23 protein-coding genes are annotated in these 26,714 nt (G+C 68.9%); 8 read left to right on the top strand and 15 right to left on the bottom strand.

What is annotated here, in order from left to right; genetic code table 11:
* Nucleotides 1–38 precede the first annotated feature (38 nt).
* Nucleotides 39–299: a type II toxin-antitoxin system VapB family antitoxin gene (locus tag C882_RS02065; protein ID WP_009538873.1), complete on the top strand. Its 261-nt coding sequence runs from the start codon at nt 39–41 to the stop codon at nt 297–299.
* A gap of 17 nt (nt 300–316) precedes the next feature.
* Complete coding sequence (locus C882_RS25775; RefSeq protein WP_407637665.1) at nt 317–553, top strand: type II toxin-antitoxin system VapC family toxin; 237 nt, start codon at nt 317–319, stop codon at nt 551–553.
* Nucleotides 554–569: 16 nt separating this feature from the next.
* Here C882_RS25775 and C882_RS02055 read toward each other — a convergent pair whose 3' ends face one another.
* Entirely contained in the window at nt 570–2,117 is a 1,548-nt protein-coding gene (locus tag C882_RS02055; protein ID WP_009538871.1) for a replicative DNA helicase, read from the bottom strand.
* Nucleotides 2,118–2,308: 191 nt separating this feature from the next.
* Here C882_RS02055 and C882_RS02050 point away from each other — a divergent pair, with 191 nt between their 5' ends.
* The gene (locus tag C882_RS02050; protein WP_009538870.1) at nt 2,309–2,842 is read left to right on the top strand and encodes a L,D-transpeptidase family protein; all 534 of its coding nucleotides are present in this window, start codon (nt 2,309–2,311) and stop codon (nt 2,840–2,842) included.
* A 318-nt stretch (nt 2,843–3,160) separates the two neighbouring features.
* On the opposite strand, the gene recQ is transcribed toward C882_RS02050, so the two are convergent.
* Nucleotides 3,161–4,963 carry a DNA helicase RecQ gene (gene recQ, locus C882_RS02045; RefSeq protein WP_009538869.1) on the bottom strand — a complete coding sequence of 601 codons (1,803 nt, stop codon included), beginning with the start codon at nt 4,961–4,963 and terminating at the stop codon, nt 3,161–3,163.
* A gap of 143 nt (nt 4,964–5,106) precedes the next feature.
* Between recQ and C882_RS02040 the strand changes: the two genes are divergently transcribed.
* Both C882_RS02040 and C882_RS02035 read left to right on the top strand, forming a co-directional pair.
* Complete coding sequence (locus C882_RS02040) at nt 5,107–6,510, top strand: aldehyde dehydrogenase family protein (protein ID WP_009538868.1); 1,404 nt, start codon at nt 5,107–5,109, stop codon at nt 6,508–6,510.
* Between the two features lie 7 nt (nt 6,511–6,517).
* Nucleotides 6,518–7,024 carry a GNAT family N-acetyltransferase gene (locus tag C882_RS02035; RefSeq protein WP_009538867.1) on the top strand — a complete coding sequence of 169 codons (507 nt, stop codon included), beginning with the start codon at nt 6,518–6,520 and terminating at the stop codon, nt 7,022–7,024.
* Nucleotides 7,025–7,058: 34 nt separating this feature from the next.
* On the opposite strand, the gene C882_RS02030 is transcribed toward C882_RS02035, so the two are convergent.
* On the bottom strand, nt 7,059–8,096 hold the full coding sequence (locus tag C882_RS02030; RefSeq protein ID WP_009538866.1) for a glycosyltransferase family 4 protein: 1,038 nt from the start codon (nt 8,094–8,096) through the stop codon (nt 7,059–7,061).
* Between the two features lie 100 nt (nt 8,097–8,196).
* Nucleotides 8,197–10,797: a mechanosensitive ion channel family protein gene (locus C882_RS22815; protein WP_009538865.1), complete on the bottom strand. Its 2,601-nt coding sequence runs from the start codon at nt 10,795–10,797 to the stop codon at nt 8,197–8,199.
* 110 nt (nt 10,798–10,907) lie between these two features.
* On the opposite strand from C882_RS22815, the gene arsC reads away from it, so the two are divergent.
* On the top strand, nt 10,908–11,258 hold the full coding sequence (gene arsC / locus C882_RS02020; RefSeq protein ID WP_009538864.1) for an arsenate reductase (glutaredoxin): 351 nt from the start codon (nt 10,908–10,910) through the stop codon (nt 11,256–11,258).
* 190 nt (nt 11,259–11,448) lie between these two features.
* On the opposite strand, the gene panC is transcribed toward arsC, so the two are convergent.
* The 10 genes from panC to ccoN all read right to left on the bottom strand — a co-directional run bounded on the left by panC (nt 11,449) and on the right by ccoN (nt 21,936).
* Nucleotides 11,449–12,342: a pantoate--beta-alanine ligase gene (panC, locus tag C882_RS02015; protein WP_009538863.1), complete on the bottom strand. Its 894-nt coding sequence runs from the start codon at nt 12,340–12,342 to the stop codon at nt 11,449–11,451.
* 5 nt (nt 12,343–12,347) lie between these two features.
* Complete coding sequence (gene panB / locus C882_RS02010; RefSeq protein WP_009538862.1) at nt 12,348–13,190, bottom strand: 3-methyl-2-oxobutanoate hydroxymethyltransferase; 843 nt, start codon at nt 13,188–13,190, stop codon at nt 12,348–12,350.
* Between the two features lie 92 nt (nt 13,191–13,282).
* The gene (gene ccoS / locus C882_RS02005; RefSeq protein WP_009538861.1) at nt 13,283–13,492 is read right to left on the bottom strand and encodes a cbb3-type cytochrome oxidase assembly protein CcoS; all 210 of its coding nucleotides are present in this window, start codon (nt 13,490–13,492) and stop codon (nt 13,283–13,285) included.
* 86 nt (nt 13,493–13,578) lie between these two features.
* Nucleotides 13,579–15,969, bottom strand: a complete 2,391-nt coding sequence (locus C882_RS02000; RefSeq protein ID WP_009538860.1) for a heavy metal translocating P-type ATPase — start codon at nt 15,967–15,969, stop codon at nt 13,579–13,581.
* A gap of 70 nt (nt 15,970–16,039) precedes the next feature.
* Nucleotides 16,040–16,549 (bottom strand): FixH family protein, encoded by a 510-nt coding sequence (locus C882_RS01995; protein WP_009538859.1) that lies wholly within the window; start codon nt 16,547–16,549, stop codon nt 16,040–16,042.
* Between the two features lie 49 nt (nt 16,550–16,598).
* The gene (gene ccoG, locus C882_RS01990) at nt 16,599–18,089 is read right to left on the bottom strand and encodes a cytochrome c oxidase accessory protein CcoG (protein ID WP_009538858.1); all 1,491 of its coding nucleotides are present in this window, start codon (nt 18,087–18,089) and stop codon (nt 16,599–16,601) included.
* 575 nt (nt 18,090–18,664) lie between these two features.
* Nucleotides 18,665–19,531: a cytochrome-c oxidase, cbb3-type subunit III gene (gene ccoP, locus C882_RS01985; RefSeq protein ID WP_009538856.1), complete on the bottom strand. Its 867-nt coding sequence runs from the start codon at nt 19,529–19,531 to the stop codon at nt 18,665–18,667.
* Nucleotide 19,532: 1 nt separating this feature from the next.
* Nucleotides 19,533–19,703 carry a cbb3-type cytochrome oxidase subunit 3 gene (locus tag C882_RS23780; RefSeq protein WP_009538855.1) on the bottom strand — a complete coding sequence of 57 codons (171 nt, stop codon included), beginning with the start codon at nt 19,701–19,703 and terminating at the stop codon, nt 19,533–19,535.
* A 12-nt stretch (nt 19,704–19,715) separates the two neighbouring features.
* On the bottom strand, nt 19,716–20,447 hold the full coding sequence (ccoO, locus tag C882_RS01980; RefSeq protein ID WP_009538854.1) for a cytochrome-c oxidase, cbb3-type subunit II: 732 nt from the start codon (nt 20,445–20,447) through the stop codon (nt 19,716–19,718).
* Between the two features lie 13 nt (nt 20,448–20,460).
* Entirely contained in the window at nt 20,461–21,936 is a 1,476-nt protein-coding gene (gene ccoN / locus C882_RS01975) for a cytochrome-c oxidase, cbb3-type subunit I (RefSeq protein WP_009538853.1), read from the bottom strand.
* Between the two features lie 341 nt (nt 21,937–22,277).
* Between ccoN and C882_RS01970 the strand changes: the two genes are divergently transcribed.
* Nucleotides 22,278–23,495, top strand: a complete 1,218-nt coding sequence (locus C882_RS01970) for a class I SAM-dependent rRNA methyltransferase (RefSeq protein WP_009538851.1) — start codon at nt 22,278–22,280, stop codon at nt 23,493–23,495.
* A 23-nt stretch (nt 23,496–23,518) separates the two neighbouring features.
* On the opposite strand, the gene C882_RS01965 is transcribed toward C882_RS01970, so the two are convergent.
* Nucleotides 23,519–24,043 (bottom strand): GNAT family N-acetyltransferase, encoded by a 525-nt coding sequence (locus tag C882_RS01965; RefSeq protein ID WP_009538850.1) that lies wholly within the window; start codon nt 24,041–24,043, stop codon nt 23,519–23,521.
* Between the two features lie 475 nt (nt 24,044–24,518).
* On the opposite strand from C882_RS01965, the gene C882_RS01960 reads away from it, so the two are divergent.
* Nucleotides 24,519–26,711, top strand: coding sequence for a VTT domain-containing protein (locus C882_RS01960; RefSeq protein ID WP_043643053.1), 2,193 nt, complete (start codon nt 24,519–24,521; stop codon nt 26,709–26,711).
* Nucleotides 26,712–26,714: the final 3 nt, after the last annotated feature.

Raw genomic sequence — 26,714 nt, 5'->3', positions numbered from 1 at the left:
TATCCTGTAGAGCGAACGATCAGTGCGAGGATTACACCATGGGCGTCGTCATCGAGAGCAAGGAAGCCGAAACGCTGCTGGCGGAACTCCGCGCCGCCACGGGCAAGGGCAACGACGAGATCATCCTCACCCTCCTGCGCGAGGCTGCCCAATCGCGCCGCCCGGATGCGGCGACGGTGGAGGAGCGGCGGCGGAGGCTCCATGAAATAATCGATCGCGCCGCCGCCAAGGCCCGGCCGTATCGCCATCTCGACCATGACGCGGTAATCGGCTACGACGAATACGGGCTGCCCTCGTGATCGTGGACACCTCGGCCTTGATCGCCGATCTTGAGGCCGTGATCGCGTTGCCCCCCATCCACATCGAACCGCTGACGGCCGAGATCGTCGACCACGCCTTTCACGGCTTTCGCACCTACGGCAAGGGCAACCATCCCGCCCGCCTGAACTTCGGCGACTGTTTCGCCTATGGCCTCGCCAAGGCGCTCGGCGAGCCGCTGCTGTTCAAGGGCGACGACTTCGGCCGCACCGACATCACGCCGGCCGTGGCCTGAGCCGCCGCCCCCTTCATCACTCGTCGTCGTCGGCGTACTGGTCGGCGTTCACCAGGTTGCCGAACTTGGTGTACTGGCTGTCGAAGAACAGGCGCACCGAGCCGATGGGGCCGTGGCGCTGCTTGCCGATGATCACCTCACCCACGTTGGTCGCCTTCTCCAGCCGCTCCTGCCATTGGGTGTAGCGCTCCCCGAACCGCGCCTCGTCCTCCTCGGGCTTGCGGCCGGGCTCGGCGCGGGCGAGGTAGTATTCCTCGCGGTACACGAACATCACCACGTCGGCGTCCTGCTCGATGGAGCCGGATTCGCGAAGGTCGGCCAGCTGCGGCTTCTTGTCGTCACGCTGCTCCACCGCACGCGACAGCTGCGACAGCGCCATCACCGGCACGTCCATCTCCTTCGCAAGCGCCTTCAGGCCTCGGGTGATGGCCGAGACCTCCTGCACGCGGTTCTCGGAACTCTTCCCCCCGCCGCCCGACAGCAGCTGAAGATAGTCGATGATGATGAGGCCCAGGCCCTGCCCGCCGTTCTGGCGCGCGAGCCGGCGGCAGCGGGTGCGCAGTGCGGAGACGGTCAGGGCCGGCGTGTCGTCGATGTAGAGCGGCAGGTTCTGAAGCTCCTGGCTCACCTGGATCATGCGCTGGAAGTCCGCGTCGTCCAGGTCGCCGGTGCGCAGCTTGTGGCTGGAGATTTCCGCCTGCTCTGCGAGGATACGGCTCGCCAGCTGCTCGGCCGACATTTCCAGCGAGAAGAAGGCCACGCGCGCGCCTTCCTCCACCTTGCGGATGCCGTTGTCGTCAATGGTTTCCTTGTAGGCCTTGGCGGCATTGAAGGCGATGTTGGTCGCCAGCGACGTCTTGCCCATGGAGGGGCGCCCGGCCAGGATCAGAAGGTCCGACGGGTGCAGGCCGCCCAGCTTGCGGTCCATGTCGATGAGGCCCGTGGTCACGCCGGCCAGCGTGCCGGCGCGGCGGTGGGCGTTCTGGGCCATCTCGATGGCGCCGGCCAGCGCGTCCGAGAACTGCTGGAAGCCCTGGTCCATGTCGCCGGTGGTGGCGAGGTCGTAAAGCTGCTGCTCGGCCGATTCGATATGGTCGCGGGCCGACGAATCGAAGTCCACCGTATAGGCGTTGTTGACCAGGTCCTCGCCCAGGTCGATCAACTGGCGGCGCAGGTAGAGGTCGTAGATCTGGCGGCCGTAGTCGCCGGCGTTGATGATGGTGACCACGCTGTTGACCAGCGTCGTCAGGTACTCCATCCCGCCGACCTCGGAGACCGCCGCGTCCCGCTCCAGGTACGTCTTCAGGGTGACCGGCGTGACCATGTGACCGGCTTCCAGCAGCCGGCCGCAGGCGCGGTAGATGGACGCGTGGGCCGGATGCGCGAAATGCTCCGCCAGAAGGTATTCCGACACCTTTTCATAGGCGCGGTTGTTCACCAGGATGGCGCCGAGAAGCGCCTGTTCCGCCTCGTAGTTGTGGGGCGGCACGCGCGCGGGCACGCCCTCGGCGGGGGCGTCGGCGCCGCCGGGAATCGGCGTCAGATGGAGAGTCGATGTGCTCATGGGCGCAAGTCTACCAGATCACCGGCCTCTGGCCGCGCGTCTTCAGCCTGTGGATAACGAGGATAACGCGGATATCTGAATCCGGCCGATTTTTTGGCATCGGCATGGCAGGACGATGATGACGCGGAAGCCCGATTCGGCTAAAGTCCGGGTTGAGAGAGAGCATCCAAAAGATCGAGGGAGTAGGGATCATGCGGCGCGTGCTGGCGACGCTGTGCCTCGTGGCCGTGTGCGGCCTTCTTCTGGCGGTCCGCCCGGCGTCCGCCGGCGAGGCCAAGGCGGCGGTGAACCCGACGGCGGACTTCATCGACAAGATCGTCGTCGACAAGTCCGCCCGGCAGATGTCCGTTCTGCGCGAGGGGCGGGTGGTGAAATCCTGGCCCATCGCGCTCGGCTTCGCGCCCGAGGGGCACAAGACCCAGGAAGGCGACGGCAAGACGCCCGAGGGCTGGTACGTCATCGACTATCGCAATCCCGACAGCGACTACTATCTGTCGCTGCGCATCAGCTACCCCAACGACGGCGACCGCACCCAGGCGGAATCGCGGGGGGTGAGCCCCGGCGGGCAGATCTACATCCACGGCCAGCCGTCGACCATGAAAAGCTTCCTGCGCGCCAAGCGCATGAAGGACTGGACGGCGGGCTGCATCGCGGTGTCCGACGAGGCCATGGACGAGCTGTGGCAGCTGGTCCAGCTGGGCACGCCGATCGAAATTCATCCCTGACACACGGGGGACTTCCGTCCCCCGATACCCCTGATCGGGAAGCACAGCTTCCCGAACCCTTCATACGCGCCGATGATCGAAATCATCGCCGCGGCGTTCATGCGGCACGCAGCCTCACGCGCCATAAGGCGCGGCGGCCAGTCGGCCTTGCCGGGCGACGAGTGTACGATTTCAGGTGTCGCCCGGTATCAGTTTTCTGAAAGCTGGAGCCGGGGCACAGGCCTGCCAACATGCAAGGCCCCAACAGACCGAGAGCGCGAGAGGCCGCGCCTCTCGCACAGCGGGGTTTCGGGCGGCCGCCCCAAGCGCGCCAGCGCTCTACAGGCTATCCACCACCACCTGCACGAAATCCTCGCCATAGCGCGAGAGCTTCCCCCGGCCCACACCTTCAATATCCGCCAGCTCGTCCAGGTCCGTCGGCTTGGCGCGGGCGATGGCGATCAGCGTCGCGTCGTGGAAGATGACGTAGGGCGGCACGCCCTGGGCGCGGGCCAGTTCCATGCGCTTGCCGCGCAGCGCCTGGAACAGCGCGTCGTCGGCGGGATCGGTCAGTTGCACCCGTTCCCGCTTTTCCGAGCGGCGACGGCCCGCCTCCTTGCGCTCCTTGCGCAGGATGACGGTCTGCTCGCCCTTCAGGATCGGCCGCGCGGTATCGGGGATCAGCACCAGCGCGCCATGGGCCTCGGCATCGGCGCGGATGTAGCCGTAGGCGATCATCTGGCGGAAGACCGTGCGCCACTGCTCCTTGGAAAACTCCTTCCCGATGCCGAACACGCTCAAGGCGTCGTGGCCGAGCTGTCGCATGCGGTCGGTCATGTTGCCCAGCAGCACGTCGATGACGTGCCCGGCGCCGAACCGCTGGCCGGTGCGGTAACAGGCCGACAGCGCCTTCTGCACGGGCACGGTGGCGTCATAGGTTTCCGGCGGGTCCAGGCAGGTGTCGCAGTTGCCGCAGGGCTCGCAGGTGTCGCCGAAGTACTCCAGCAGCACCTGGCGGCGGCAGCGGGCCGTCTCGGCGAAGCCCAGCAGCGACTCCACCTTGCGGCGCTCGATCATCTTCTGGGCGTCGGCGGCGTCGGACTGGTCGATCATCTGGAACAGCCGTGCCGCGTCCTGCATGCCGAAGACCATCCAGGCGTTGGACGGCAGGCCGTCGCGCCCCGCACGCCCGGTTTCCTGGTAATAGGCCTCCAGGCTTTTCGGCAGGTCCAGGTGGGCGACGAAGCGCACGTCGGGCTTGTCGATGCCCATGCCGAACGCGATGGTCGCCACCACCGTCAGCCCCTCTTCCTTGAGGAACCGGTCCTGGTTGGCGAAGCGGACCTCTTTCGGCAGGCCGGCATGATAGGGCAGCGCAGGCACGCCCTCGTCGTTCAGCCATGCGGCGATGTCGTCCACCTTCGCCCGCGACATGCAGTAGACGATGCCGCTTTCGCCGCTGTGCTCGCGCTTGATGAAGGACAGAAGCTGGGTTTTCGCGTTGGTCTTGGCGCGGACGTGATAGCGGATGTTGGGCCGGTCGAAGCCGGCGACGAACTCCCGGCCGTTCTCCAGCGCCAGCCGCTCGACGATCTCGCGCCGCGTCGGGCCGTCGGCGGTGGCGGTCAGCGCAACCCGCGGCACATGCGGGAAGCGCTCGTGCAGGGTGCGCAGTTGCAGGTATTCGGGGCGGAAATCGTGGCCCCACTGGCTGACGCAATGGGCCTCGTCGATGGCGAACAGGGCCAGGTCGGTGTGGGCGAGGTTGTTGAGGCAGCCCTCCCCCATCAGGCGCTCCGGCGCGACGTAGACGAGGTCCAGTTCGCCGGCGCGCATCTGGCGCTCCACCTCCTGCTGCTCGGGCCACGGCAGGGTGGAGTTGAGCGCGGCGGCCTTGACGCCCAGTTGCCGCAGGGCCTCCACCTGGTCCTGCATGAGGGCGATCAGCGGGCTGACGACGATGGCAACCCCCGGCCGCACCAGGCCCGGAATCTGGTAGCACAGGCTCTTGCCGCCGCCGGTGGGCATGATGACCAGCGCGTCGCCGCCGTCGACCACGTGCTCGATCACCTCCCCCTGCATGCCGCGGAAGGAGTCGTAGCCGAAGACGCTGCGCAGGACTGTCTGAGGATCAAGGCGCATGGCCGGGGTTATACAGGTCCGGCCGGGACGGCGGAAGGGCAATCCGGCGCTGCTCGGCGGTAGAGACGCCCAAGGTTGAACCCCCGCCGCCTTCGTGCTGTCATCGCCGCTCATCGGCCGCGCAACCAGGAGAACACAGTCCCATGACGGCGGAGCCGCAGACCCTGCTCAAGGTCATCTCGCCCATCGACGGCTCGGTCTATGTGGAGCGGCCGTTGGCGGCGGATGACGATATCGCCCACGCGCTGACCAACGCCCGTCTGGCCGCCGACCGCTGGCAGCGTCAGGCCGTCACCGACCGCGTCGCCGTCTGTGCCAAGCTTCTGGACCGCCTGAAGGCCGGCAAGGGCCGTATCGCCCAGAGCCTCGCCTGGCAGGTGGGCACGCCGGTGACCCAGGCCGAGGCCGAGGTGGCCGAGGCCGAGGACCTGGTGCGCACCATGATGGGGCTGGGTCCCAGCGTGCTGTCCGACATCCACGCGCCGGAGGAGCCGGGCACCGAACGCCTCGTGCGCCGGGTGCCGCGCGGGGTGGTGTTCGTCACCCTGCCGTGGAGCCAGCCCTGGCTGACGGCGCTGTGCCTGATCGCGCCTGCGCTGATCGCGGGCAACGCCGTCATCATCCGCCCGGCCCCGCAGGCGCCGCTGCCCGCCGAGATCATCGTCAAGGCGCTGACCGAGGCCGGACTGCCGGACGGCGTCGCCCGCGCCCTGCATCTGTCCGAGGCCGATGCCGCCCGTGTCGCCGGAGCGGTGGAGGTGGACATGCTGCTGCACGCCGGCGAGCCGGAAATGACCCGCTGGCTGGTCGCCGCCGCCGCGACGCGCCAGCGGCCGGTGGAGATCATCGGCCCCGCCGCCGATGCCGCCTACGTCCGCCGCGACGCCAAGCTGGAACCCGCCGCCGAGGCCCTGGCCCGCGCCGCCTTCGCCGACGCCGGCCGCGGGTTCGGCGCACCGCGGCGGCTCTATGTCCATGCCGAGGTGCACGACCGCCTCGCCACCCTGCTGGCCGGCCACGCCGCCGAGGCCGTGCTGGGCGATCCGCTGGATGCGGCCACGACGCTCGGCCCCCTGCCCCGCCGCGAGGATGCGACGCTGTTCCGCAACCGGCTGGAGCAGGCGGAAATGCAAGGCGCGCGGGACATGGTGGAAGGCGGCTTCTTCCCCGCCGACGACGGATCGGGGCTGTACTGCCGCCCCCGCGTGCTGACGGAGGCCATCCAGTCCATGGACATCGTCCGCGAGCCCACGCCCGGCCCGCTGGTCGCACTGGTGCGAGTGTCGTCGGACGAGGAGGCCGCGGCGCTGATCAACGACGGCCCCGCCCCGCGCGCGGCCTCGCTGTGGACCCAGGACCTGACCGAGGCTCACCGCATGGCCGCCAACCTGCGCGTCGGCGTGGTGACGCAGAACCTGGTGGGCGGCCTGGACGGCAACCTGGTGTGGACCGGCGTCAAGGGCGCGGGCGACGGCGTCATGCTCTCCCGCGCCTTCTACGAGCGGGTGACGCGGCCCATGACGCTCAACTTCCAGCATACGGCCTGAGGCGGCCATGACCGCCGTGCGGGTGGCGACGGTCGACGACGCGGCGGCGGTGACGGCGCTGCTGGAGGCCTGCTATCCCACCCTCATGACGCCGCACTACGACCCGGCGGTGATGGCGCGGGCCCTGCCGCTGATGTGCCGCGCCAACCCCTCCCTGCTGGCCTCGAGCACCTTCTATATCGCCATGAGCACGGAGGGCACGACGCTTGGCTGCGGTGGCTGGACGCTGGCACGTCCGGGCGCGCCGGACGATCCGGTGGACCCGACACTCGGCCACATCCGCCACTTCGCCACCCATCCCGATGCGGTGCGCCGGGGCGTGGCGCGGGCGATCTTCGCCCGCTGCGCTGCCGACGCGCGGGCGGCAGGGGTGGCGCGGTTCGAGTGCTTTTCGGCGCTGGGAGCGGAGCCGTTCTATGCCGCCATGGGCTTCCGCGCGGTCGGGCCGATGGCGGTCGCCATGGGACCGGACCTGCGGTTTCCCAGCACGCGGATGGTAATGGACCTGGCATGACACGGCGGCCCGCCCGGGCGCGCCAGCGCTCCCGTCACTCCGCCGCCGCCGTGCGCTCCGCCTGGCCGCCCCAGATCGGCGCCAGATAGCCCAGGAACTCGTCGGCCACCTGGTCCCACGAGAACCGGCACGCATGGTCGCGGCAGCGGCGCGGGTCAATGTCCAGGGCCGCGACGGCGGCGGCGCGGAGGTCCGTGTCCAGCACGCCGGCGCCGCTGTCGCCCAGCACGTCGGTCGGTCCGGTGACGGGGAACGCTGCCACCGGCACGCCGCAGGCCAGCGCCTCCAGCATCACCAGCCCGAAGGTGTCGGTGCGCGAGGGGAAAACGAAGACGTCGCCGGCGTTGTAGCAGGCGGCCAGTTCCGCGTCTCCGTTGGCGATGTGGAACAGCGTGTCGGGGAAGCGCCTGATGTAGTCGGCGCGGCTTGGCCCGTCGCCGACAACCACCTTGCTGCCGGGCAGGTCCAGCGACAGGAAGGCCGGCAGGTTCTTGTCCACGGTCACCCGGCCGACGTAGAGGAAGATTGGCCGCGGCAGGTCGGGCCACATGGCCGCCTTGTCGCCGGGGCGGAAGATGTCGACGTCCACCCCGTGGCTCCAGGGCACGACGTTGCCGTAGCCTTCCGCCGTCAGCTCCCGCAGGACCGAGGGCGACGGCGCCAGCACCGCACGGCTGGGGGCATGGAAGCGCCTGATCCAGGCTTGCGCCCAGGACAGTGGCACCGGCGTTCGCGCGTTGACGTACTCGGGAAACTTGGTGTGGTAGGCGGTGGTGAAGGGCAGCCCGCGCCTAAGGCAGTAGCGCCGCGCCTGCTGGCCCAGCGGCCCCTCGGTGGGTATGTGGATGGCGTCGGGGCGGAACCCGTCCAGTTGCCGCGTCACGCCCCGGCGCGAGAACAGGGCGAGGCGGATCTCCGTGTAGGTGGGCATGGGCACGTTGAGGAACTGATCGGGGCTGATGACCAGAACCTCGTGCCCGCGCGCCACCAGCGTGTCGCGCAGGGTTCCCAGCACCCGCACCACGCCGTTGCGCTGCGGATACCAGGCGTCGGTCACGATGGCGATGCGCAAAAGTTGCTCCTCCCCCGCCGATTCTGCCGGACAGTCATGGGCGGGGGAGGAAGCCTGGTCCAGTGAAGGCTTCGTGACGATCGGGCCGCGGCGGGCTTCGTCAGGTCGGCTCCGGGTCGGGCACCGGGCTGGGCGTCGGCGGCGGCTCGACGGGATGGGGCGCGTCGCCGCCGCCATGGCCGCCGCGGAACCGGTCCATCAGCACATGAGCGGGCGGGGCCGTGCCGTCCTTGCCCTCGCCGAAGTACAGCGTGCGGTGCGGGAACGGGATCTCGATGCCCAGCTCGTCGAACCGCTTCTTGAGACGGCGGTTGAACTCGCGGCCGACAAACCACTGCTGGATGGGCTTGGTCTTGATGCGCGTCTTCACGATCACCGCGCTGTCGGCGAACTTGTCGACGCCCAGCACCTCCAGCGGCTCCAGGATTTGCGGGCCGTATTCGGGGTCGGCGCGCAGGTCCTCGACCACCTCCTTGCAGACCTCCACGACCTGATCGGTGTCCTCGCGGTAGGCCACGCCCATGTCGATGACGTAGTAGCTGAAGTCCTTGGTCAGGTTGGAGATCTTGTCGACCGAGGAGAACGGCAGCGTGTGCACGGTGCCCGCCAGGTCGCGCAGGCGCACCGAGCGCACGGTCATCCCCTCCACCAGCCCGGCATGGCCGCCGACCGAAATCACGTCGCCGACCGAGAAAGTGTTCTCGAACAGGATGAAGGCACCGGTGATGACGTCCTGCACCAGCTTCTGGGCGCCGAAGCCGACGGCCAGACCGATGACGCCGGCACCGGCGATCAGCGGGGCGATGTTCACGCCCAGTTCCGACAGGATCACCATGCTGACGACGACGATCATCACCACCAGCAGGATGTTGCGCGCCAGCGGCAGCAGGGTCTTGGCCCGCGCCGAACGCTCAATGACGTTGCCCTCCCTGTCGGTGGTACTCAGGTAGCGCTCGATGGAGGACGACGCCAGCTCCCAGACCAGGATGCTGACCACCAGCACCACCAGAATGGTCACCAGCGCACCGATGAAGGCGCCGCCGGCATCGGTGGTGAGGGCCTCCACCACCGCCACGCCCCAGGCCTGGGCGATGGCCGCGGCGGCGAGCAGGAAGACCAGAACGCGCACCGCCGTGTGCACCACCGGCAGGTAGCGGTTGACGCGGCGCTCGATGTCGGGGAAACGGTCCTTGACGTCCTGGCTGACCTCGAACAGTCGCGCCAGACCGGTCGACAGCAGCGTCACCAACCCGGTCGCCAGCAGCACGATGACCACCGTCAGCACCGTGCCGCGCAGGATGTACTGGAAGCCGCCTTCGACCTCCAGCGCCCAGACGGCATAGGACGCCAGCACATACAGCGCCGCCAGAACGTGCCAGACGTCGGCGAAGCGGTCGCGCAGCACGCGGCCGACGGTGCCGCCGGGACGCAGGGGCTTGCGGCGCTTCGGGCGCCGGACGGTCTGGCGGTCTCTGGCGCGGGCGGCGGCAGCCTCGCGGGTGGCGGCGGCGTCGCCGGCCAGCCCCGGTGTGGCGGGATCGGCGTCGTTGGCGGCGACGGGCTGGTCGGGATCGGCCAGCGGACGTGCCGGTGGCACGTCGCCGCCGCGGTCGCCCTGGGTGGTCTCGGGCTCGTCCTCTTCCAGCGGCGCCTCGTGCACCACCATGCGGCGCTCGCGGATCCAGGCCGCGACGGGCTGCTTGGACTGCATGATGACGATGATGATCAGCAACGCCATCACGAAGCCGACCAGCCGCGTCACCAACTGGTAGGCTCCGTCGGGCAGGCCGAAGGTCAGCGCGGCCTCGGCCCCGAAGAAGCCGATGACCCCCACCAGCGCCAGACGCCGGGTCCAGATGTGCAGGTAGTGCGCCGTCTCGTCGCCCACCGCCAGCCACCGCAGCGAACGGTTGGAGGGCTGCAGCAGCAGGTCGGAGGCGATCATGATGCCCTGGACCGCCGCGACGGCCGTCAGGATCACCAGCGCCACCACGCGCGAGCCCGGCGCCAGGTCCAGGACCGGCATGACCCCGTAGCCCGTCGCCAGCAGCGCGCCCACCGGCGCGGCCCGCATGAGCAGCAGGCCCAGCGTGATGAAAATGCGCTCGTACCACTTGGGCTCGCGCTGGCGGCCGTGCAAACGGTTACGCGGCTTGGCCAGCAGGCGGCGGACGATCCAGAACGCCGCCAGCGCCGCCACCACCAGGGCGGCGACGCGCAGCACGCCCCGCACGGCAGCGGCCCGCAGTTCGGGCTCGGTGACGCGGGCGACGGTCCAGTCCCACAGGGCGGGCAGGTTTTCCGCCGCCCGGCCCAGGTCGACCATCTCGCGCGTTGCCGTGCCCATGGCGTCGGACACGTCTCCCAGCAGACGCGCACCGATGGAGGACACGACCCCCGGCCCCTCCTCGGCCGGGCGCGTCGCCTCGATCAGCGCCTTGAGGCGGGTGACCAGTTCCTGGCGCTGGGCCTCGTCTTCCAGGGTCGCGACCAGCGCCTCCAGGTCCTGGACGGTCTGCTCGGACACGTCCGCCGGCGCGGCCGCGCCGGCCTCCTGCGCCTGCGCCTGCTGCGCCCGGTCCAGCGGCGCGGACAGGGCCAGCAGAAGCCCCAGAAGGGCAGCGGCAAAGGGACGGAAAAGGCGGGAAAGAACGGGGCGGCCAGGATCGGCCGCGCGGGCTTGTGCGGTCACCGGCTTCATGGCAAGAGGGAGCACCTGTCGTTGTTCGGCCTCGAAACGCACGAAAATGCGCGCCCGATGCCGTTCATCTCACCATACTTGCCGAAAAACACAATGCGGAGCCGTCAGACATGGACGTGACCATATATCACAACCCGCGGTGCTCCAAGTCACGCCAGACGCTGGCGCTGCTGCAGGAGAACGGCGTGGAGCCCAACGTGGTGGCCTACCTGGAAACCCCGCCGACCGCAGCCGACCTGCGCAAGATCCTGGACCTGCTGGGCATCCCGGCCCGCGAGCTGCTGCGCAAGAAAGAGGCGAAGGAAGCGGGGCTCGACGACCCGGCGCTGACGGAAGCCGAGATCATCGCCGGCATGGTCACCCACCCCAAGGTGATCGAGCGGCCCATCGTGGTGGTGGATGATGCGAAGGCCGCCCTCGGCCGCCCGCCCGAGTCGGTGCTGCCGCTGATCGGGAAGTAATACCGGACGACACCGGAAATCGCGCACTCGTCGTCCGGCAAGGCCGACTGGCCGCCGCGCCTTACGGCGCGTGAGCCTGCGTGGCGAATGAACGCAGCCTCGATGATCAATCATCGAGGCGTATAAAAGTAGGAAAAAGGGCGCGGGGGAACCCGACGCGGGCCCCTCGCGCTCCCCGCGTTCAGTGGGGTCAGCCCTTCACGCCGCAGGCGACGTTGTCGATCAGCCGCGTCTTGCCGAGGAACGCCGCCGCCAGCACGCGGGCGGGGCGGGTGACCGTGTCCACCGGCTCCAGCGTCTCGGCGTCGCGGACTTCCAGGTAGTCCACCGCCGCGAAGCCCTTGCGGCCCAACTCGCCCATGCCCCAGGCGCAGGCCTGGCCGACGTCGACGCCTTCGTCGATGTCGTCGGCGATCTGCTTCAAGGTCTTGTAAAGGTGGTTGGCGACGGCGCGCTCGTCGTCGGTCAGGTAGGCGTTGCGCGACGACATGGCCAGACCGTCCATTTCGCGCACGATGGGCGCACCCTCGATGGATACCGGCACGTTCAGGTCCGTCGCCATGCGGCGGATGACGGCCAGCTGCTGCCAGTCCTTCTCACCGAAGATCGCCACGTCGGGCAGCGCCTGCAGCAGCAGCTTGCACACCACCGTCGCCACGCCGTCGAAATGGCCGGGCCGGGCATCGCCGCACAGGCCCGACGACACGCCGGAGACGCTGATAGTGGTGGCGAAGCCGGCGGGATACATTTCCTCGACCGTCGGGGCATAGACCAGATGGCCGCCGGCCATGCCGATCTTGAAACGGTCCTGCTCCAACTGGCGCGGGTAGCGTCCGAAATCCTCGTTGGGGCCGAACTGGGTGGGATTGACGAAGACCGACACCACCACCCTGTCCGCCAGCATCTTGGCGCGGCGGATCAACGACATGTGGCCCTCGTGCAGCGCCCCCATGGTGGGCACCAGGGCCACCCGGAGGCCCTCACCGCGCCAGGCCTGCACCTGGGCGCGCAGGTCCGCCACAGTTGACACGGTATGCGGACCGCGCGCGTGCCGGCCGGCGCCGGAGGTGGCCTCGGTGGTCATCGCCCTCAGCCCTCCTTCACGTCGCGCAGCTTGGGCATGCCGAAGCAGTGCTCCGGGCCCGGGAACCGGCGGGCGCGCACGTCCGCGGCGTACTTGCCCGCCGCCTCGGAAATCTGCTCGTTCAACTGCGCGTACTTCTTGACGAACTTGGGCGTGAAGTCGCTGAACAGGCCCATGACGTCCTCCGTCACCAGCACCTGCCCGTCGCAGGTGGCGGACGCGCCGATGCCGATGGTGGGGCAGCCGACAGCCTCCGTCACCTCGCGCGCCACACCTTCCCAGGTGCCTTCCACGACCAGCGAGAACGCGCCGGCCTCCGCGATCGCCTTGGCATCGGCCAGGATCTGTTTCGCTTCCGCCTCGGTGCGGCCCTGCGCCCGGAAACCGCCGGTGGCGTGCACCATCTGCGGCTTGAGGCCGACGTGACCCATCACCGGCACCCCGCGCTGGGTGAGGAAGCGCACCGTCTCGGCCATTTCCGCGCCGCCCTCCAGCTTGACGGCGGCGGCGCCCGTCTCCTTGAGGATGCGCGCAGCGTTGCGGTAGGCCTGCGCCGGGCTTTCACCGTAGGAGCCGAAGGGCAGGTCGACGATGACCATCGCCTTGCGCGAGCCCCGCATGACCGCCTGACCGTGATTGATCATCATGTCGACGGTCACGCCCAGGGTCGTGTCCATGCCGTAGACCACCATGCCCAGGCTGTCGCCGACCAGCAGCATGTCCACATGCTCATCCAGCACCTGCGCCATGGGCGCGGTGTAGCAGGTGAGCACGACAAGCGGGTCCTTGCCCTTGCAGGCGGCGACATCACGCACGGTGACGCGCTTCAGGCTGGTCTGCGCGCTCAAGGAACGTCCTCCTGTTGATCTGGCACGGGTCGGCGGCGCGGGTTGGGCGACGTTTTACAACACGCGCGCCCGTCGACAAAGGGAAACGCCGGTCAACCCTTCTTGTGGCCCTGCTCCGGCGGCTGCGCACGGTCCGTTTCGGCCGGCGGCGGCGGGGCCATGTCGTCTTCCTCGAACAGGATGCGGTTGGCGGCCCCGTCCAGGTCCTCGAACTGCCCCGACTTCAGCGCCCACAGGAAGGTCCCCAGGCCGACCAGGCCCAGGAGCAGGGCGATGGGGATGAGCATCAGGAGACTGTCCATGGAACCCTCTGTGTCTGCGGCGGACCGAGTCGCTGGCCCGGACCTGGAGCCCCAGGTGCGGCCGCGCCTGATCGGAAACTAGTGCGTCACCGCCCCTTGCGCGAGAGGCGCAGGGCGTTGGTGATCACCACAACCGACGACGACGACATGGCCAGCGCGGCGATCAGCGGCGTCACGAAGCCGCCGACGGCGAGCGGTATGGTGAAGACATTGTAAAGCAGGGCCAGGCCGAAATTCTGCTTCACAAGACGGTCGGCGCGCCGGGCCGTGTCCAGCACCTCCAGCACCGGACCCAGGCGCTGGCCCTGGAAGACCACGTCGGCGGCGGTCTGGCTGACGTCCACTGCGGTCGAAGGCGAAACGGACGCATCCGCCGCCGCCAGGGCCGGCGCGTCGTTGAGACCGTCGCCGACCATCAGCACGCGCGCGCCCTCGTCCCGCAGCGCCTCCAGCCGGGCGCACTTGTCCGCCGGCGTGCAGGCGGCGCGCCAGGTCGCGATCCCCAGCGCCTCGGCCACGGATCGCACGGCGGGCTCGCGGTCGCCGGACAGCAGCTCCAGGCGGTAGCCACGGCGCGCCAGGTCCGCCACCACCGCGGCGGCATCCGGGCGCGGTGCATCGACGAACAGGAAGGGCACCGGCGCGACACCCGGGCGGGCCAGCCACAACTCCGGTCCCGGCGCCGCATCGGCCGACGTCGCCCAGGCGGTGGCGCCGTCGACTCCGCAGAAGACGCGGCTGCCCAGCCGCACCTCGCCGCCCGCGGTGGAAAGCCGCAGGCCGCGGCCCGGCACTTCCTCCACGCCGTCGGCCACCGGCGCGTCGGACCGGGCCGCCAGCGCCCGCGCCAGCGGATGGCGGGAGGCTGCGGCCAGGCTCGCCGCAAGGTCCAGGTCGGCGCGGGTCCAGGCCGCTCCCTCCGTCAGCAGGTCGGGATGGCCGAGCGTCAGGGTGCCGGTCTTGTCGAAGACGATGGTGTCGCACCCGTTCAACCGCTCCAGCGCCGTGGCGGTCTTGATCAGGATGCCGCCGCGCAGCAGCCGCCCCGACGCGATGACCTGCACCACGGGCACGGCCAGCGCCAGCGCGCACGGGCAGGTGATGATCAGCACAGCGATGGCGGTCAGCAGGCTCTGCTGCCACGGCGCGCCCACGCCCAGGTACCAGCCGAGGAAGGTTCCCAGCGCCGCCAGGTGCACCACCGGCGCGTACCAGCGCGCCACGCGGTCGGCCAGCGCCACGTATTTGGCGCGACCCTGCTCGGCCACTTCCATCATGCGGACGATTTCGGCCAGCAGGGTGCGCTCGCCGACGGCGTCCACGATCAGCCGCAGCGGGCCCGACAGGTTGACGGTGCCGGCGAAGGCGCGGTCGCCGGGCGCGACGCTCTGGGGCACCGTCTCGCCGGTGATCAGGCTGGTGTCCAGGTCGGAGCGGCCGTCCGTCACGGTGCCGTCGACGCCCACGCGCTCGCCGGCGGCGACCAGGATGGCCATGCCCGGGGCCACCTTGGCCGGCGGCAGAAGGCGGCGCGTGCCGTCGGCCTCCAGCACCGTGACCGAGCCGGACCCCAGGGCCAGAAGGTGCTCGGCGGCCGACCGCGCCCGGCCTCGCGCCCGGTGGTCCAGGTAGCGGCCCACCAGCAGGAAGAACAGCAGCATCACCGAGGCGTCGAAGTAGGCGTGCTCGGCGCTGTTGATGACCTGCACGAGGCTCATGCCCGTCGCCAGCAGCACGCCGAGCGAGATGGGCACGTCCATGTTGGTGCGCCGGGCCCGCAGCGCCGTCAAAGCGGAGCGGAAGAACGGCCGCCCGGCATACAACACCGCCGGCACGGCGATCAGCGCCGACAGCCAGTGCATCAGGTCGCGGGTGGCCCAGGTCATTTCCGCGCCGGACCACACGCTGACGGAAAACAGCATGACGTTGCCGGCCGCGAAGCCGGCCACGGCCATGGCGCGCAGAAGCTCGCGGTCGGCCTTGGCGCCCTCGCGGCCGAGCGCCTCGGGATCGTAGGGGACGAGGCGGTAGCCCACCTGAAGCACCGGCTCGATCAGGCCGTTAGGGCTGTCGGAGCCCGTCTCCGCCGGGTCCCAGCGCAGGGTGAGGCGGCGCGTGGTCATGTTCACGCGCGCGTTGCGCACGCCCGGCTGGCGGTTCAGCACGGTCTCGATCAGCCACACGCAGGCGGCGCAGTGCAGCCCCTCCACCATCAGGTGCAGGGTCCGGGTGCCGTCGTCCTCGACATGGACATGGGCCGAGAAGTCGGTGGCGAGCGCCTCGTCCTCGGGCTTGAGCGGCCGTGCATCGGGGTCGATGCAGCGCTTGCGGTAATAGGACTCGAGGCCCATGCCGTTGATGAGGCCAAAGGCGGCCTGACATCCGCGGCAGCAGAAATCCGGTCCCGCCGGCGAACGCGGCGGGACCGGCGTACCGCAGTGCCTGCATTCGGCGAGCTGGCCGGTCATGACGGTCATGGTCCAGAAAACGAAGGCGAACGCCGCCGGGCCGGACGCCGGGGGCGCCGGCCGGCGGCGCCGGTGCTCGTCACTTCACGAAGATGCGGTCGTGCAGGCGGAAGGTGTCGTCACCCTTGCGCGCCAGCACGCGAACTTCCCACTGGCCGGGCTCGGGCAGGACGATCTTCGTACCGTAGCGGCCAGTGTCGCGGCGGGTCAGGCGGACCTCCTGATCCATGCCGGCCTTCGTGGGCCGGCGGATTTCTGCAAAGACCTCCAGGCCCTCCAGCCCCTCGCCGTCGGGGCCGGTGGCGGAGATCATCAGGTCCGCCGGGTAGTCGCCCGGACGGTCCTTGGTCGTCTGCTCGGCCCGGAGCCCCACCGTCCACCCCAGGGCCTTCTGGGCCTCGGCCTCGGCCAGGGTCTGGTTGTACAGCCGGCCCTTTTCGTAGGCGTTGCGGGTTTCCAGCCCGTTGAAGGTGCTGGTGGCGAAATAGGCCAGCGCCCCGTTCACCCCGACGACCACCATGAAGGCGGCGACGAAGATATAGGGATACCACCAGCCGCTGGGCCGGGGCGTGTTGCCGGTCATGCTCATGTCGAAACGATGCTCCTGCCTCTCGAGCCAGGCCCCGTCGGGGCGCGCATCAGCGCGCCCCGGGACCGGCGAAGAGCGTATCATACTCCATGACCTCACCGCTCGCCTGATTGGTCAGGACGAACTCCAGTTCGGTCGAGGAGCCCTCCAGCGCCGCCGGCGGCGCCGTGACGTAGATGCGGAACGTGCCCACAGAATCGCCCTTCACCGGCAGCTGCACCGAGTCTACGGGCCCGTCGGTGTAGCCGACCACGTCCAGCGTCGCCCCCTCGATGCCCTGGGTGTCCAGCGTATAGGTCTGGTCGCCCGGCTGCATGTTGAGCACCTTGAAGGTGTAGCCGTTGCGGATCTGGCCGTCGGACAGCGGCACGTACAGCGGGCTGCGCTCGTGCAGCACGTTGATCTCGGTGGTCGCGCGGGTGGACAGGCCGTATACCATGACCGCGGTCACGATCACCATCAGCACCGCATAGATGATGGTGCGGGCGCGGACGAAGCGGTACTTGGTCGGCTCGCCCCTGGCGCGGGCCACCTGGTTGTTGGTGCTGTCGTAGGTGATCAGGCCGCGCGGCAGGTTGAAGCGGTCCATGATCTGGTTGCAGGCATCGATGCACAGGCCGCAGCCGATGCACGCCAGCTGGCTGCCGTTGCGGATGTCGATGCCGGTGGGGCACACCTGGACGCACATGGTGCAGTCCACGCAATGGCCGCGGTCCTGGAAGGACTCGCCCTTCTTGGCGAAACCGCGGGGCTCGCCGCGCCACTTCTCGTAGGTGACGACCAGGCTGTCCTCGTCGAACATGGCGGCCTGGAAGCGCGGCCACGGGCACATGTAGATGCACACCTGCTCGCGCGCCCAGCCGGCCAGCAGGAAGGTCACGCCGGCGATCATGGCCAGGAAGCCGTAGATGCCCAGCGAGGCACTGCCGGTGGCGATCTCGACCGAGGTTTCCCACGCCGGATTGAAGTAGATCATCCAGGTCCAGGCAGTCGCGATGGAGATGGCGGCCCAGATGGTGATCTTGAGCGTCTTGATGCCGAACTTGCGCGCGGTCATCCGGCTCTTGTCGAACTTCATGCGCTTGTTGCGGTCGCCCTCAAGCTTCTTTTCCACCCACACGAACAGGTCGGTGAACACCGTTTGAATGCAGGTGAAGCCGCACCACACGCGGCCCAGAAGCGCGGTGACGAAGAACAGGCCGATGGACCCCAGGATCAGCACGCCGGTCAGGTAGTAGACCTCCTGCGGCCAGATCTCGACCCAGAAGAAATAGCCGCGGCGGCCGGCCAGGTCCATGAGGATGGCTTGGTCGGGCGTGTCGCCCGCACGGTCCCAGGGAATCCAGGGACCGATGAAATAGATGCCAAGAAGCACGATCATGGCGATCCATTTCAGATTCCGGAACGTCCCCTGAATCGCGCGCGGGTATATCTTCTCGTACGCCGCGTACAGCGAGGACTTCTGCGTTTCTTCCGGCTTCTTGCCCGACGGACGGGAAGGCTTGCGCGCCTTCTCCGCAACCTCGTTCGCTACCGCCATGGTATCGCGACCTCTCTCTCAAGACTGCGCCGCTTGGCCCCACACCAGTCGGCGACCATAGGGATAATCCGGGCAGGCCACACCGGCAACCGGATCAACCGCATGTCGGCCATGCACGCGCGCGCGGTACGCGGCGGCCGGACCGGCTGCGATGTGTCGTATGCGGTGTGGCTGTGCTCGACCGTCTCCCCTGCCGGCGGCCCGCGGGTGCGGGCCCACGGTTCGACGCCCCTTGGCATCTCCCGCCGCGGCACGGAAGCCGGTGCTTCTTCATGCCACCGATCGTACGGCGGTTGAAATGACATCGGTCAATGGACCGCGTCCGAAACGCCGCTGCGGCGGGGAAACCGACCCGTTCGGGCGGGCGACTTCGGGACCCTAAATGCGCCTGTATAAGCGATTCGTCAAGGACCTAAAGGTCTACTCGTGCTAGGGCCATGGCGGCCGCGGCAACCATGCGGCCCACGCTTGCCCCGCCTGTGCTGCCGCGGCGGCGCGGGCGGGCGTTGAAAAGACGCAGGGCCCGACTGCCGAGGCAATCGGGCCCTGCGCCCAAAGCAACCGGAAGATCAGGCTTACTGACCGCCGCCCAGCGAGTGGACGTAAACGGTCACCTGCTTGATCTCCTCCTCGTCGAGGCGGCCGCCCCAGGCCGGCATGACGCCGTGCTTGGGCTCGTAGATCTGAGCCTCCACGGCATCCCGGTCGCCGGAGTACAGCCACAGCTGGTTGTTGAGCGGCGGCGCGCCCAGAACCTGCTGGCCCTCACCCTCGAAGCCGTGGCACGCCGCGCACTGCTCTTCGTAGAGGGTGGCACCCTCGGTGCCCTGCTCGGGGTTGCCCGACGCCAGCGACACGACGTAGTCGGTGACCGCGTCGATCTCGGAGTCGCTCAGGATCTCCATGGCGCCGAAGGCCGGCATCTCGGACAGGCGCGTGTCCGCGTCCTGATCCCAGCGGATGCCGTGCTGCAGGGTGGTGTAGATCTCGTCCAGCGTGCCGCCCCAGATCCACTCGTCATCGGCGAGGGTGGGATAGCCGAACTGGCCGGCGCCACCCGACTGGTGGCACGGCGCGCAGTTTTCCTTGAACACCACCTGGCCACCCGCCATGGCGTAGTTGCGCAGGTTGGTGTCGGCCACGATCTCGTCCAGGGACGAGGTCTTGATGGCCTCCAGCTTGTCGGCGTGCTCGGCGCGCGCCGCCACCAGGTCGGTCTCCAGCTCGGCACGGGAGCTGTAGCCCAGAAGGCCGCCGGTGGCGCTGTTGGTCAGCGGAATCGCCGGGTAGGCGAAGACGTAGCCGATCGAGAAGATCACCGTCGCCCAGAACACGTACACCCACCACTTGGGCAGCGGCGTGTTCAGCTCGCGGATGCCGTCCCATTCGTGGCCAGTGGTATGCTGGCCGGTAATGGCGTCCTTTTCAGGGGTTCCCGCCATTTCACTGCTCCTTGTCGTCATCTTCCCGGAAGATGATGTTCTTGTCGTCCTCGAACCGGCCCTTGTTCTTGGGACGGAAGGCGAAGAACACCACCCCCAGGAAGAGAATCATCAGCCATAGGCCCCAGAACTGGCGCAGGAAGTCGCTCAGGTTATGCAGGTCTTCCAGCATCAGATCCTTGCCTTACCGATACGCGTTGGCTTCGCCGGCATCGAACTCGGAGAAGTCGACCAGGGTGCCCAGCATCTGCAGGTAGGCCACCAGGGCGTCCATTTCCGTGATCATGTCGGGGTTGCCGTCGAGGTCGCCGCCCACGGCCTTGGGATAGGCCTCCGTCACCGCGTCCAGATCACCGTTGGCCTGGGCTTCCAGGTGCGCGACGGCGTTCTCGATCTGGTCATCGGTGTAGGGGACGCCCACGATGCGCAGGGTACGCAGGTGGTCGGCCATGTCGTCGTACTCGAGCGGCGTTTCGATCAGGTGCGGGTAGCCCGGCATGATCGATTCCGGCACGACCGACCGCGGGTCGATCATGTGACGGGTGTGCCACTCGTTGGAGTACTTGCCGCCCACGCGCGCCAGGTCGGGACCGGTGCGCTTGGAGCCCCACTGGAACGGGTGGTCGTACTTCGACTCCGCGGCCAGCGAGTAATGACCGTACCGCTCCACCTCGTCGCGGAACGGACGGATCATCTGGCTGTGACAGTTGTAGCAGCCTTCACGGATGTAGATGTTGCGGCCCTGCAGCTCCAGCGGGCTGTAGGGGCGGACACCGTCCACCTTCTCGATCGTGTTCTGGATCGAGAACAGCGGAACGATCTCCACGATGCCGCCGATGATGATCGTCAGGAAGATGCCCAGCGTCAGAAGCAGGACGTTCTTCTCGATCTTCTCGTGTTGCTTGATCAGAGACATGTCAGCCTACCCCTTACTGCTGGGCGCCGGCGACGGCTTCCGGCGCCTCGTAGGGACGCTCGGTGCGCACGTCACCCTTGATGGTGCGGTACATGTTGTAGGCCATGATCAGGCCGCCAATCACGAACAGCAGACCGCCGAAGGCGCGGATCACGTAGTAGGGGTGCATGGCCTCCACGGTCTCGATGAACGAGTACTGCAGGAAGCCCAGCTCATCATAGGCGCGCCACATCAGGCCCTGCATGATGCCCGAGATCCACATCGCGGTGATGTAGAGCACGATGCCGATGGTGGCGATCCAGAAGTGATAGCTGACCAGGCGCATGCTGTAGAGCTGCGAGCGCTTCCACAGGACCGGGAACAGGTAGTACATCGCGCCGAAGGACACGAAGGCCACCCAGCCCAGGGCACCCGAGTGCACGTGGCCGACGGTCCAGTCGGTGTAGTGCGACAGCGAGTTCACCGCCTTCACCGACATCATCGGACCTTCGAAGGTCGACATGCCGTAGAACGCGACCGAGGTCACCAGGAAGCGCATGACCGGGTCGGTGCGCAGCTTTTCCCAGGCACCCGACAGGGTCATGATGCCGTTGATCATGCCGCCCCACGAGGGCATCCACAGCATCACCGAGAACACCATGCCCAGCGTCTGCGTCCAGTCGGGCAGCGCGGTGTAGTGCAGGTGGTGCGGACCGGCCCAGATGTACAGGAAGATCAGGGCCCAGAAGTGCACGATCGACAGGCGGTAGGAATAAACCGGACGCTCGGCGCGCTTGGGAATGAAGTAGTACATCATGCCCAGGAAGCCGGCGGTCAGGAAGAAGCCCACCGCGTTGTGACCGTACCACCACTGCGTCATGGCGTCCTGGACGCCCGAGTACAGGGTGTAGGACTTGGCGCCGAAGAAGCTGACCGGCACGGCGAGGCCGTTGCCCAGGTGCAGCATGGCCACCGTGACGATGAACGCCAGCAGGAACCAGTTGGCCACGTAGATGTGCGGCTCGCGACGCTTGATCAGCGTGCCGACGAACGTGGTCAGGTAGGCGACCCAAACGACGGTCAGCCACAGATCGACGAACCACTCCGGCTCGGCGTATTCCTTGCCCTGGGTGATGCCGAGCACGTAGCCCAGCGCCGCCATGACGATGAACGCCTGGTAGCCCCAGAAGACGAAGTTGCCGAGCGCGGCGCCGCCGTACAGGCCGGTGCGGCAGGTGCGCTGCACGATATAAAGCGACGAGCCGATCAGGATGTTGCCGCCGAAGGCGAAAATCACCGCCGACGTGTGGACCGGGCGCAGACGCCCGAAGGTCGTCCACTCAAGATCGAAGTTCAGAGCCGGGAAGGCCAACTGCCAGGCGATGAAATCGCCCGCCAGAAAGCCCACCACGCCCCAGAACATCGCCGCAATGACGAAGTTGCGGATGACACCTTCATTGTAAGGCGTCGCCGCGGACTGGGCGTTGGACGCCGTGGTCGCTTGGGTCATGACCCCTCCTTGATCGACCAGAACATTCTTCCCCATCCGGTGCGGATGGCACGCGGCACGAGATCGGCCGGAACCCCTGCCTCCGAGGAGGCTCCCCTTCGGGTTTCCGCGTCACCCGCGCCGGTCGGCGTGTTTCCGACCGTTGCCCCGCCGCCCGCGATCTGCAAAAACATCACGCACGACGGGGTCCGGCCTTTTGACAGCCGGACTTTCATCTATAGCAAATGCCACAAATTTTCCAGCCAAAAGACGGCCTCTGCCGCAATCCTGCCGCGATCATGCGGGCGGCGTTGCACGCGGGCCCGCCGTCGCCCCGGCTCAGCTTCTGTCCAGGACGCCCCATGACCGATACCCTGCCCACCGTCGACACCCCGGAAAGCCGCCCGCACCTGCGCATCCAGAAGGGGCGAGCCCGCCGCCTGCGCCAGGGCGGGCCGTGGCTGTTCTCCAACGAGGTGGAGATGACCGCCGAGGCCAAGGCCCTGCCGCCTGGCACGCTGGTGACCGTGGTCGATGCCGGCGACGAGCGCCTGGGCGTCGCCACCTTCAACCCGCACTCCCTGATCTGCGCCCGGCTGCTCGACCGCGACTGGCGCGCGACCGTCGACACCGGGCTGATCAAGCGGCGACTCGCCGCTGCCGCCGCCCTGCGCGACAGGCTCTACGGCACGCCCCACTACCGCCTGGTTCATTCCGAGGCCGACGGCCTGCCGGGGCTGATTGTCGACCGCTACGGCGACGTCTTCTCGGTCCAGGCCAACACGGCCGGGATGGACCGCCTGACGCCGCTGGTGGTCGAGGCGCTGACGGAGGCCTTCGCACCCTCCGCCGTGGTTCTGCGCAACGACACGCCGGCCCGGGCGCTCGAAACCCTGCCGCAGGAGCAGACGGTGGCGCTCGGCGCCGTCGAGGGACCGGTGGCCCTGACCGAGAACGGCGTCACCTATCTGGCTGATGTCACTACGGGACAGAAGACCGGCTGGTTTTACGACCAGCGGCCCAACCGCGCCTTTGTCGCGAACCTGGCGAAGGATCGCCGCTGCATCGACGTCTATTCCTATGCCGGGGGCTTCGGCCTGGCCTGCGCCGCCGCGGGCGCGGCCGAGGTGACGCTGGTGGACCGCGCCGAGCGTCCGCTGGCGCTTGCGGCCGAGGCGGCGGCGCGCAACGGCTTCGCCGACCGCGTGAAGACCACCCAGGCCGAGGCCTTCGGCGAGATGCAGCGCCTGGCCGCCGCCGGAGAGCGGTTCGGCGTCGTCGTCTGCGATCCGCCCGCCTTCGCCAAATCCAAGCGCGATCAGGCGCAGGCCGCCAAGGGCTACCGCAAGATGGCGCGCCTGGGCGCGGGCCTGGTCGAGCCGGGCGGCGTGATCCTGTGCGGATCGTGCAGCCACCACATGCCGCTCGACCGTTTCCAGGAGGAAGTCACCCGCGGGCTGCACCAGGCCGGGCGCGACGGCCGCCTGCTGCACACGGGCTTCGCCGGCGCCGACCACCCCGTGCACCCGGCCCTGCCGGAAAGCGCCTACCTGAAGACGCTCACCTTCCAACTGGACTGAGGACCGGCGGCTGCGGCCGGACGTCAGAGGCGCGGCAGGCCATCCCAGCGGTAACGCACCTCGCGCAGGCGCTTGCCGCCGATGGTGTCGTGCTGGGTGCGGTCAGGGACGCCGCCGAGGTGTGCATAGAAGGCGCGCGCCGGGCGGTTGTCGGCCAGCACCCAGACGAACAGCCGCGCCATGCCGTCCGCCGCCAGCCGCTTCACCGCCGCCGCCATGAGCGCCCGGCCGAGCCCGCGACCCCGGCGGTCCGGCCGCAGGTAGAGGCCGCCGACCTCGCCGTCGCCGGGGCCGGCGTCGCCGTCCCGCAACGCGCCGCCCTGCACGAAGCCCACCACCGGTCCGCCGCGCCCGCCGTCGCGCGCCACGAGCGTCCAGCCGGCCTCGGCCGCGAGAATGCGACGCCACTGGGCGGTGCGCTGGACCTCGGACAGACTGTCGAGGACGACCTGCGGCACGATGCCGGCATAGGCCGCGCGCCACGCCGCCACATGCACGGCGGCGATGGCGGGAGCATCCTGGGGCTGGGCGGGCGCGATGAAAACCATCGCATTCCCATACCACCGCCGCACCGCCGCCGCGAAAAGGAAAACGGGGAGGCCGGTCTGACGCCGGTCTCTCCCCGTTCGTGAAGCCCCATGCCCTACTTGCCCGGCACCCGCCGATGGCTGCGGATGCTATTCGTGCAAGGCACGGTCAGGAGGATGCAGATGCCGTGCCAACCGCCCGGGCGCTGGTGGCGCTGCTCTTTCCTTGAGCACACGCCAAGACATGCCTATATTTTGAGCGCGGATTGAGGCAACTGCCTTCACTGCGGGCAGCCGTGGCCGACGCACCATCATCCGCAACCTTGTACTGCGGAAGAACGTTGTTCAGGTTCAGAGGGGGTCCGCGCCGCCGGGATTATCGCGACGTGCCACGTCGGCGCGGCCCTCCGCCGTGCAACACTCGCGCCCCCAGCGGAAGGACGCCGCCCTGACGGACCAGACCTTGCCAGCAGCCGATCCCGCCTCGCCCCAGCCCATGAGCCAATCGCCCGCCGCCGCGCCGCGCCTCCTGGACCGGCCGGGCGTCGCATGGCGCGTGGAGACGGCGGACCGCGCGGCCTTGCTGGTGGACGCGGCCGCCTACTTCCGCGAGCTGCGCCGGGCCCTGCTCAGGGCGGAGCGCCAGGTGCTGCTGGTGGGATGGGACGTGGACGGCCGCACCGATGTGGTCGGTCCCGAAGGCGGTCCCGAGCCCGGCGACGACGCCCCCCGCCTGCTGCGCGAGTTGCTCACGTGGCTGGTGGAGCATCGGCCCGACCTTAACGTCCACGTGCTGCTGTGGGACTACACGCTTCTCTATGCGCTCGACCGCGAGCCCCTGCCCACCGTCACGCTCGGCTGGACGACGCCGGACCGCGTCCACCTGCACCTGGACGACAGCCTGCCCATGGAGGCCAGCCACCACGAGAAGGTTGTGGTGATCGACGACGCCCTGGCCTTCTGCGGCGGCATGGACGTGACCATTCGCCGCTGGGACACGCCGGAACACCGCCTGGACGACCCGCGCCGGCGCGACCCGGGCGGCGAGGCCTATCCGCCCGTGCATGATGCCGCCCTCATGGTGGACGGCGCCGCGGCACGGGCACTGGGCGATCTGGCGCGGGAACGCTGGCACCACGCCACCGGCCGGCGGCTGCATCCGGTTCCGCGCACCGCCGGGCGGCGGCTGTGGCCGGACGACCTGCCGCCGCGCCTGCGATCCGTCTCCGTGGGCATCAGCCGCACCCGACCCGCCGGCAAGCGGTGGGACGCCGTGCGCGAGGTCTGCGACCTGTACTGCGCCGCCATCGAAGGCGCCGAACGCACGCTCTATATCGAAAACCAGTACCTGACGGCCGATTGCGTCGCCGATGCCCTGGTCCGCCGCCTGCGCGAGACCCCGGATCTGGAAGTGGTCATGGTCGGCCCGCGCACCGCCATGGACTGGCTGGAGGAAACCACCATGGGCGTCGGCCGCGCCACCTTCATGGCGCGTCTGGCGGAAACCGGCGCCGGCGACCGCATCCGCCTGCTCGCGCCCGTCATCCGCGACGACGCCGGCGAAAGCCACGACGTCAAGGTGCACAGCAAGCTGATGATCGTCGACGACCGCGTCATGACCATCGGCAGCGCCAACCTGGCCAACCGCTCCATGGGCCTCGACACCGAAACCAACACCACCGTCGAAGCCACGCGGCAGGAGGACCGCGACGCGCTGGCGCGCTGGCGCGACGGCCTGCTGGCCGAACACCTGGGCTGCCCGCGCGAGGCCGTCGCCGGCGCGCTGGTCGAATCCGGCGGGTCGCTGGTGAAGGCCGTCGACGCGCTGACGGAGCGCAACCCGGCGCGGACCCTGGTTCCCGTGGACGCCAGCCTGGCCGAACCCAACGAGGGCGTGGCCCTGCTCAACCGCATCGGCGACCCGGAAGAACCCATCGACCTGGATCGCTTCCTGGCCGAGCAGGTGCCCGAGCCGCCCGTCGGGCCGTCGCGCAAGCCCCTGTCGCGGCATCTGTGGACCGGCTTTTTCATCGTTGCCGTCATCGCCGCCGTCGTCGCTCTGTGGGAGCTGACGCCGCTGCGGGAAGGGCTGGACCCCCGCGTCTTCTACGACAAGGCGGTCGCCCTGCGCGGTCTGCCGTGGACTCCGCTGGCCGTTCTGGGCGGATACGTTGCCCTCGGACTGGCGGCCTTTCCCATCACCGTGCTGATCACCGTGACCGCCATGGTCTTCGGGCCGGTGATGGGGTTCGTCTACGCCAGTTCGGGCGCCATCCTGTCGGCGGTGATCAGCTTCGGCCTGGGTCACCTGCTGGGCAAGCGGCTGGTGCGCCGCTACGCCGGCGCCACCGTCAACCGCCTGAGCGAGGCACTGGGCCGGCGCGGCATCGTGGCGGTGGTGTTCCTGCGGGTGGCGCCCGTGGCGCCGTTTCTCATCATCAATCTGGTTTCGGGCGCCAGCCATGTGCGCTTTCGCGACTATATCCTGGGGACGCTGCTCGGCATGCTGCCGGGGATCGCGGTGATGACCCTGCTGGGGTCGAGCATCATGGGCCTGATCCAGGATCCGACGCCGGCGCGCATCATCGTGCTGGTGGGGTGCCTGGTGCTGTGGTTCCTGGTCAGCGTCGGACTTCAGCGGCTGGTCTCGCGCCGCCAGAAGGCCCGCGACCGGGCCGGACGCGGATAGCGG

Source organism: Caenispirillum salinarum AK4 (assembly GCF_000315795.1).
GTDB classification, from domain to species: Bacteria; Pseudomonadota; Alphaproteobacteria; order Rhodospirillales; family Rhodospirillaceae; genus Caenispirillum; species Caenispirillum salinarum.
Note: the sequence above shows the minus strand (reverse complement) of the source record. Positions and strands in the feature narration are given on the sequence as shown.

What these genes read in the sequence shown, in the direction of transcription:
- C882_RS02065 (WP_009538873.1), top strand. Translation starts at nt 39, where the DNA reads ATGGGCGTCGTCATCGAGAGCAAGGAAGCCGAAACGCTGCTGGCGGAA.
- C882_RS02055 (WP_009538871.1), bottom strand. Translation starts at nt 2,117, where the DNA reads ATGAGCACATCGACTCTCCATCTGACGCCGATTCCCGGCGGCGCCGAC.
- C882_RS02050 (WP_009538870.1), top strand. Translation starts at nt 2,309, where the DNA reads ATGCGGCGCGTGCTGGCGACGCTGTGCCTCGTGGCCGTGTGCGGCCTT.
- recQ (WP_009538869.1), bottom strand. Translation starts at nt 4,963, where the DNA reads ATGCGCCTTGATCCTCAGACAGTCCTGCGCAGCGTCTTCGGCTACGAC.
- C882_RS02040 (WP_009538868.1), top strand. Translation starts at nt 5,107, where the DNA reads ATGACGGCGGAGCCGCAGACCCTGCTCAAGGTCATCTCGCCCATCGAC.
- C882_RS02035 (WP_009538867.1), top strand. Translation starts at nt 6,518, where the DNA reads ATGACCGCCGTGCGGGTGGCGACGGTCGACGACGCGGCGGCGGTGACG.
- C882_RS22815 (WP_009538865.1), bottom strand. Translation starts at nt 10,797, where the DNA reads ATGAAGCCGGTGACCGCACAAGCCCGCGCGGCCGATCCTGGCCGCCCC.
- arsC (WP_009538864.1), top strand. Translation starts at nt 10,908, where the DNA reads ATGGACGTGACCATATATCACAACCCGCGGTGCTCCAAGTCACGCCAG.
- panC (WP_009538863.1), bottom strand. Translation starts at nt 12,342, where the DNA reads ATGACCACCGAGGCCACCTCCGGCGCCGGCCGGCACGCGCGCGGTCCG.
- ccoS (WP_009538861.1), bottom strand. Translation starts at nt 13,492, where the DNA reads ATGGACAGTCTCCTGATGCTCATCCCCATCGCCCTGCTCCTGGGCCTG.
- C882_RS02000 (WP_009538860.1), bottom strand. Translation starts at nt 15,969, where the DNA reads ATGACCGTCATGACCGGCCAGCTCGCCGAATGCAGGCACTGCGGTACG.
- C882_RS01995 (WP_009538859.1), bottom strand. Translation starts at nt 16,549, where the DNA reads ATGAGCATGACCGGCAACACGCCCCGGCCCAGCGGCTGGTGGTATCCC.
- ccoG (WP_009538858.1), bottom strand. Translation starts at nt 18,089, where the DNA reads ATGGCGGTAGCGAACGAGGTTGCGGAGAAGGCGCGCAAGCCTTCCCGT.
- ccoP (WP_009538856.1), bottom strand. Translation starts at nt 19,531, where the DNA reads ATGGCGGGAACCCCTGAAAAGGACGCCATTACCGGCCAGCATACCACT.
- C882_RS23780 (WP_009538855.1), bottom strand. Translation starts at nt 19,703, where the DNA reads ATGCTGGAAGACCTGCATAACCTGAGCGACTTCCTGCGCCAGTTCTGG.
- ccoO (WP_009538854.1), bottom strand. Translation starts at nt 20,447, where the DNA reads ATGTCTCTGATCAAGCAACACGAGAAGATCGAGAAGAACGTCCTGCTT.
- ccoN (WP_009538853.1), bottom strand. Translation starts at nt 21,936, where the DNA reads ATGACCCAAGCGACCACGGCGTCCAACGCCCAGTCCGCGGCGACGCCT.
- C882_RS01970 (WP_009538851.1), top strand. Translation starts at nt 22,278, where the DNA reads ATGACCGATACCCTGCCCACCGTCGACACCCCGGAAAGCCGCCCGCAC.
- C882_RS01965 (WP_009538850.1), bottom strand. Translation starts at nt 24,043, where the DNA reads ATGGTTTTCATCGCGCCCGCCCAGCCCCAGGATGCTCCCGCCATCGCC.
- C882_RS01960 (WP_043643053.1), top strand. Translation starts at nt 24,519, where the DNA reads ATGAGCCAATCGCCCGCCGCCGCGCCGCGCCTCCTGGACCGGCCGGGC.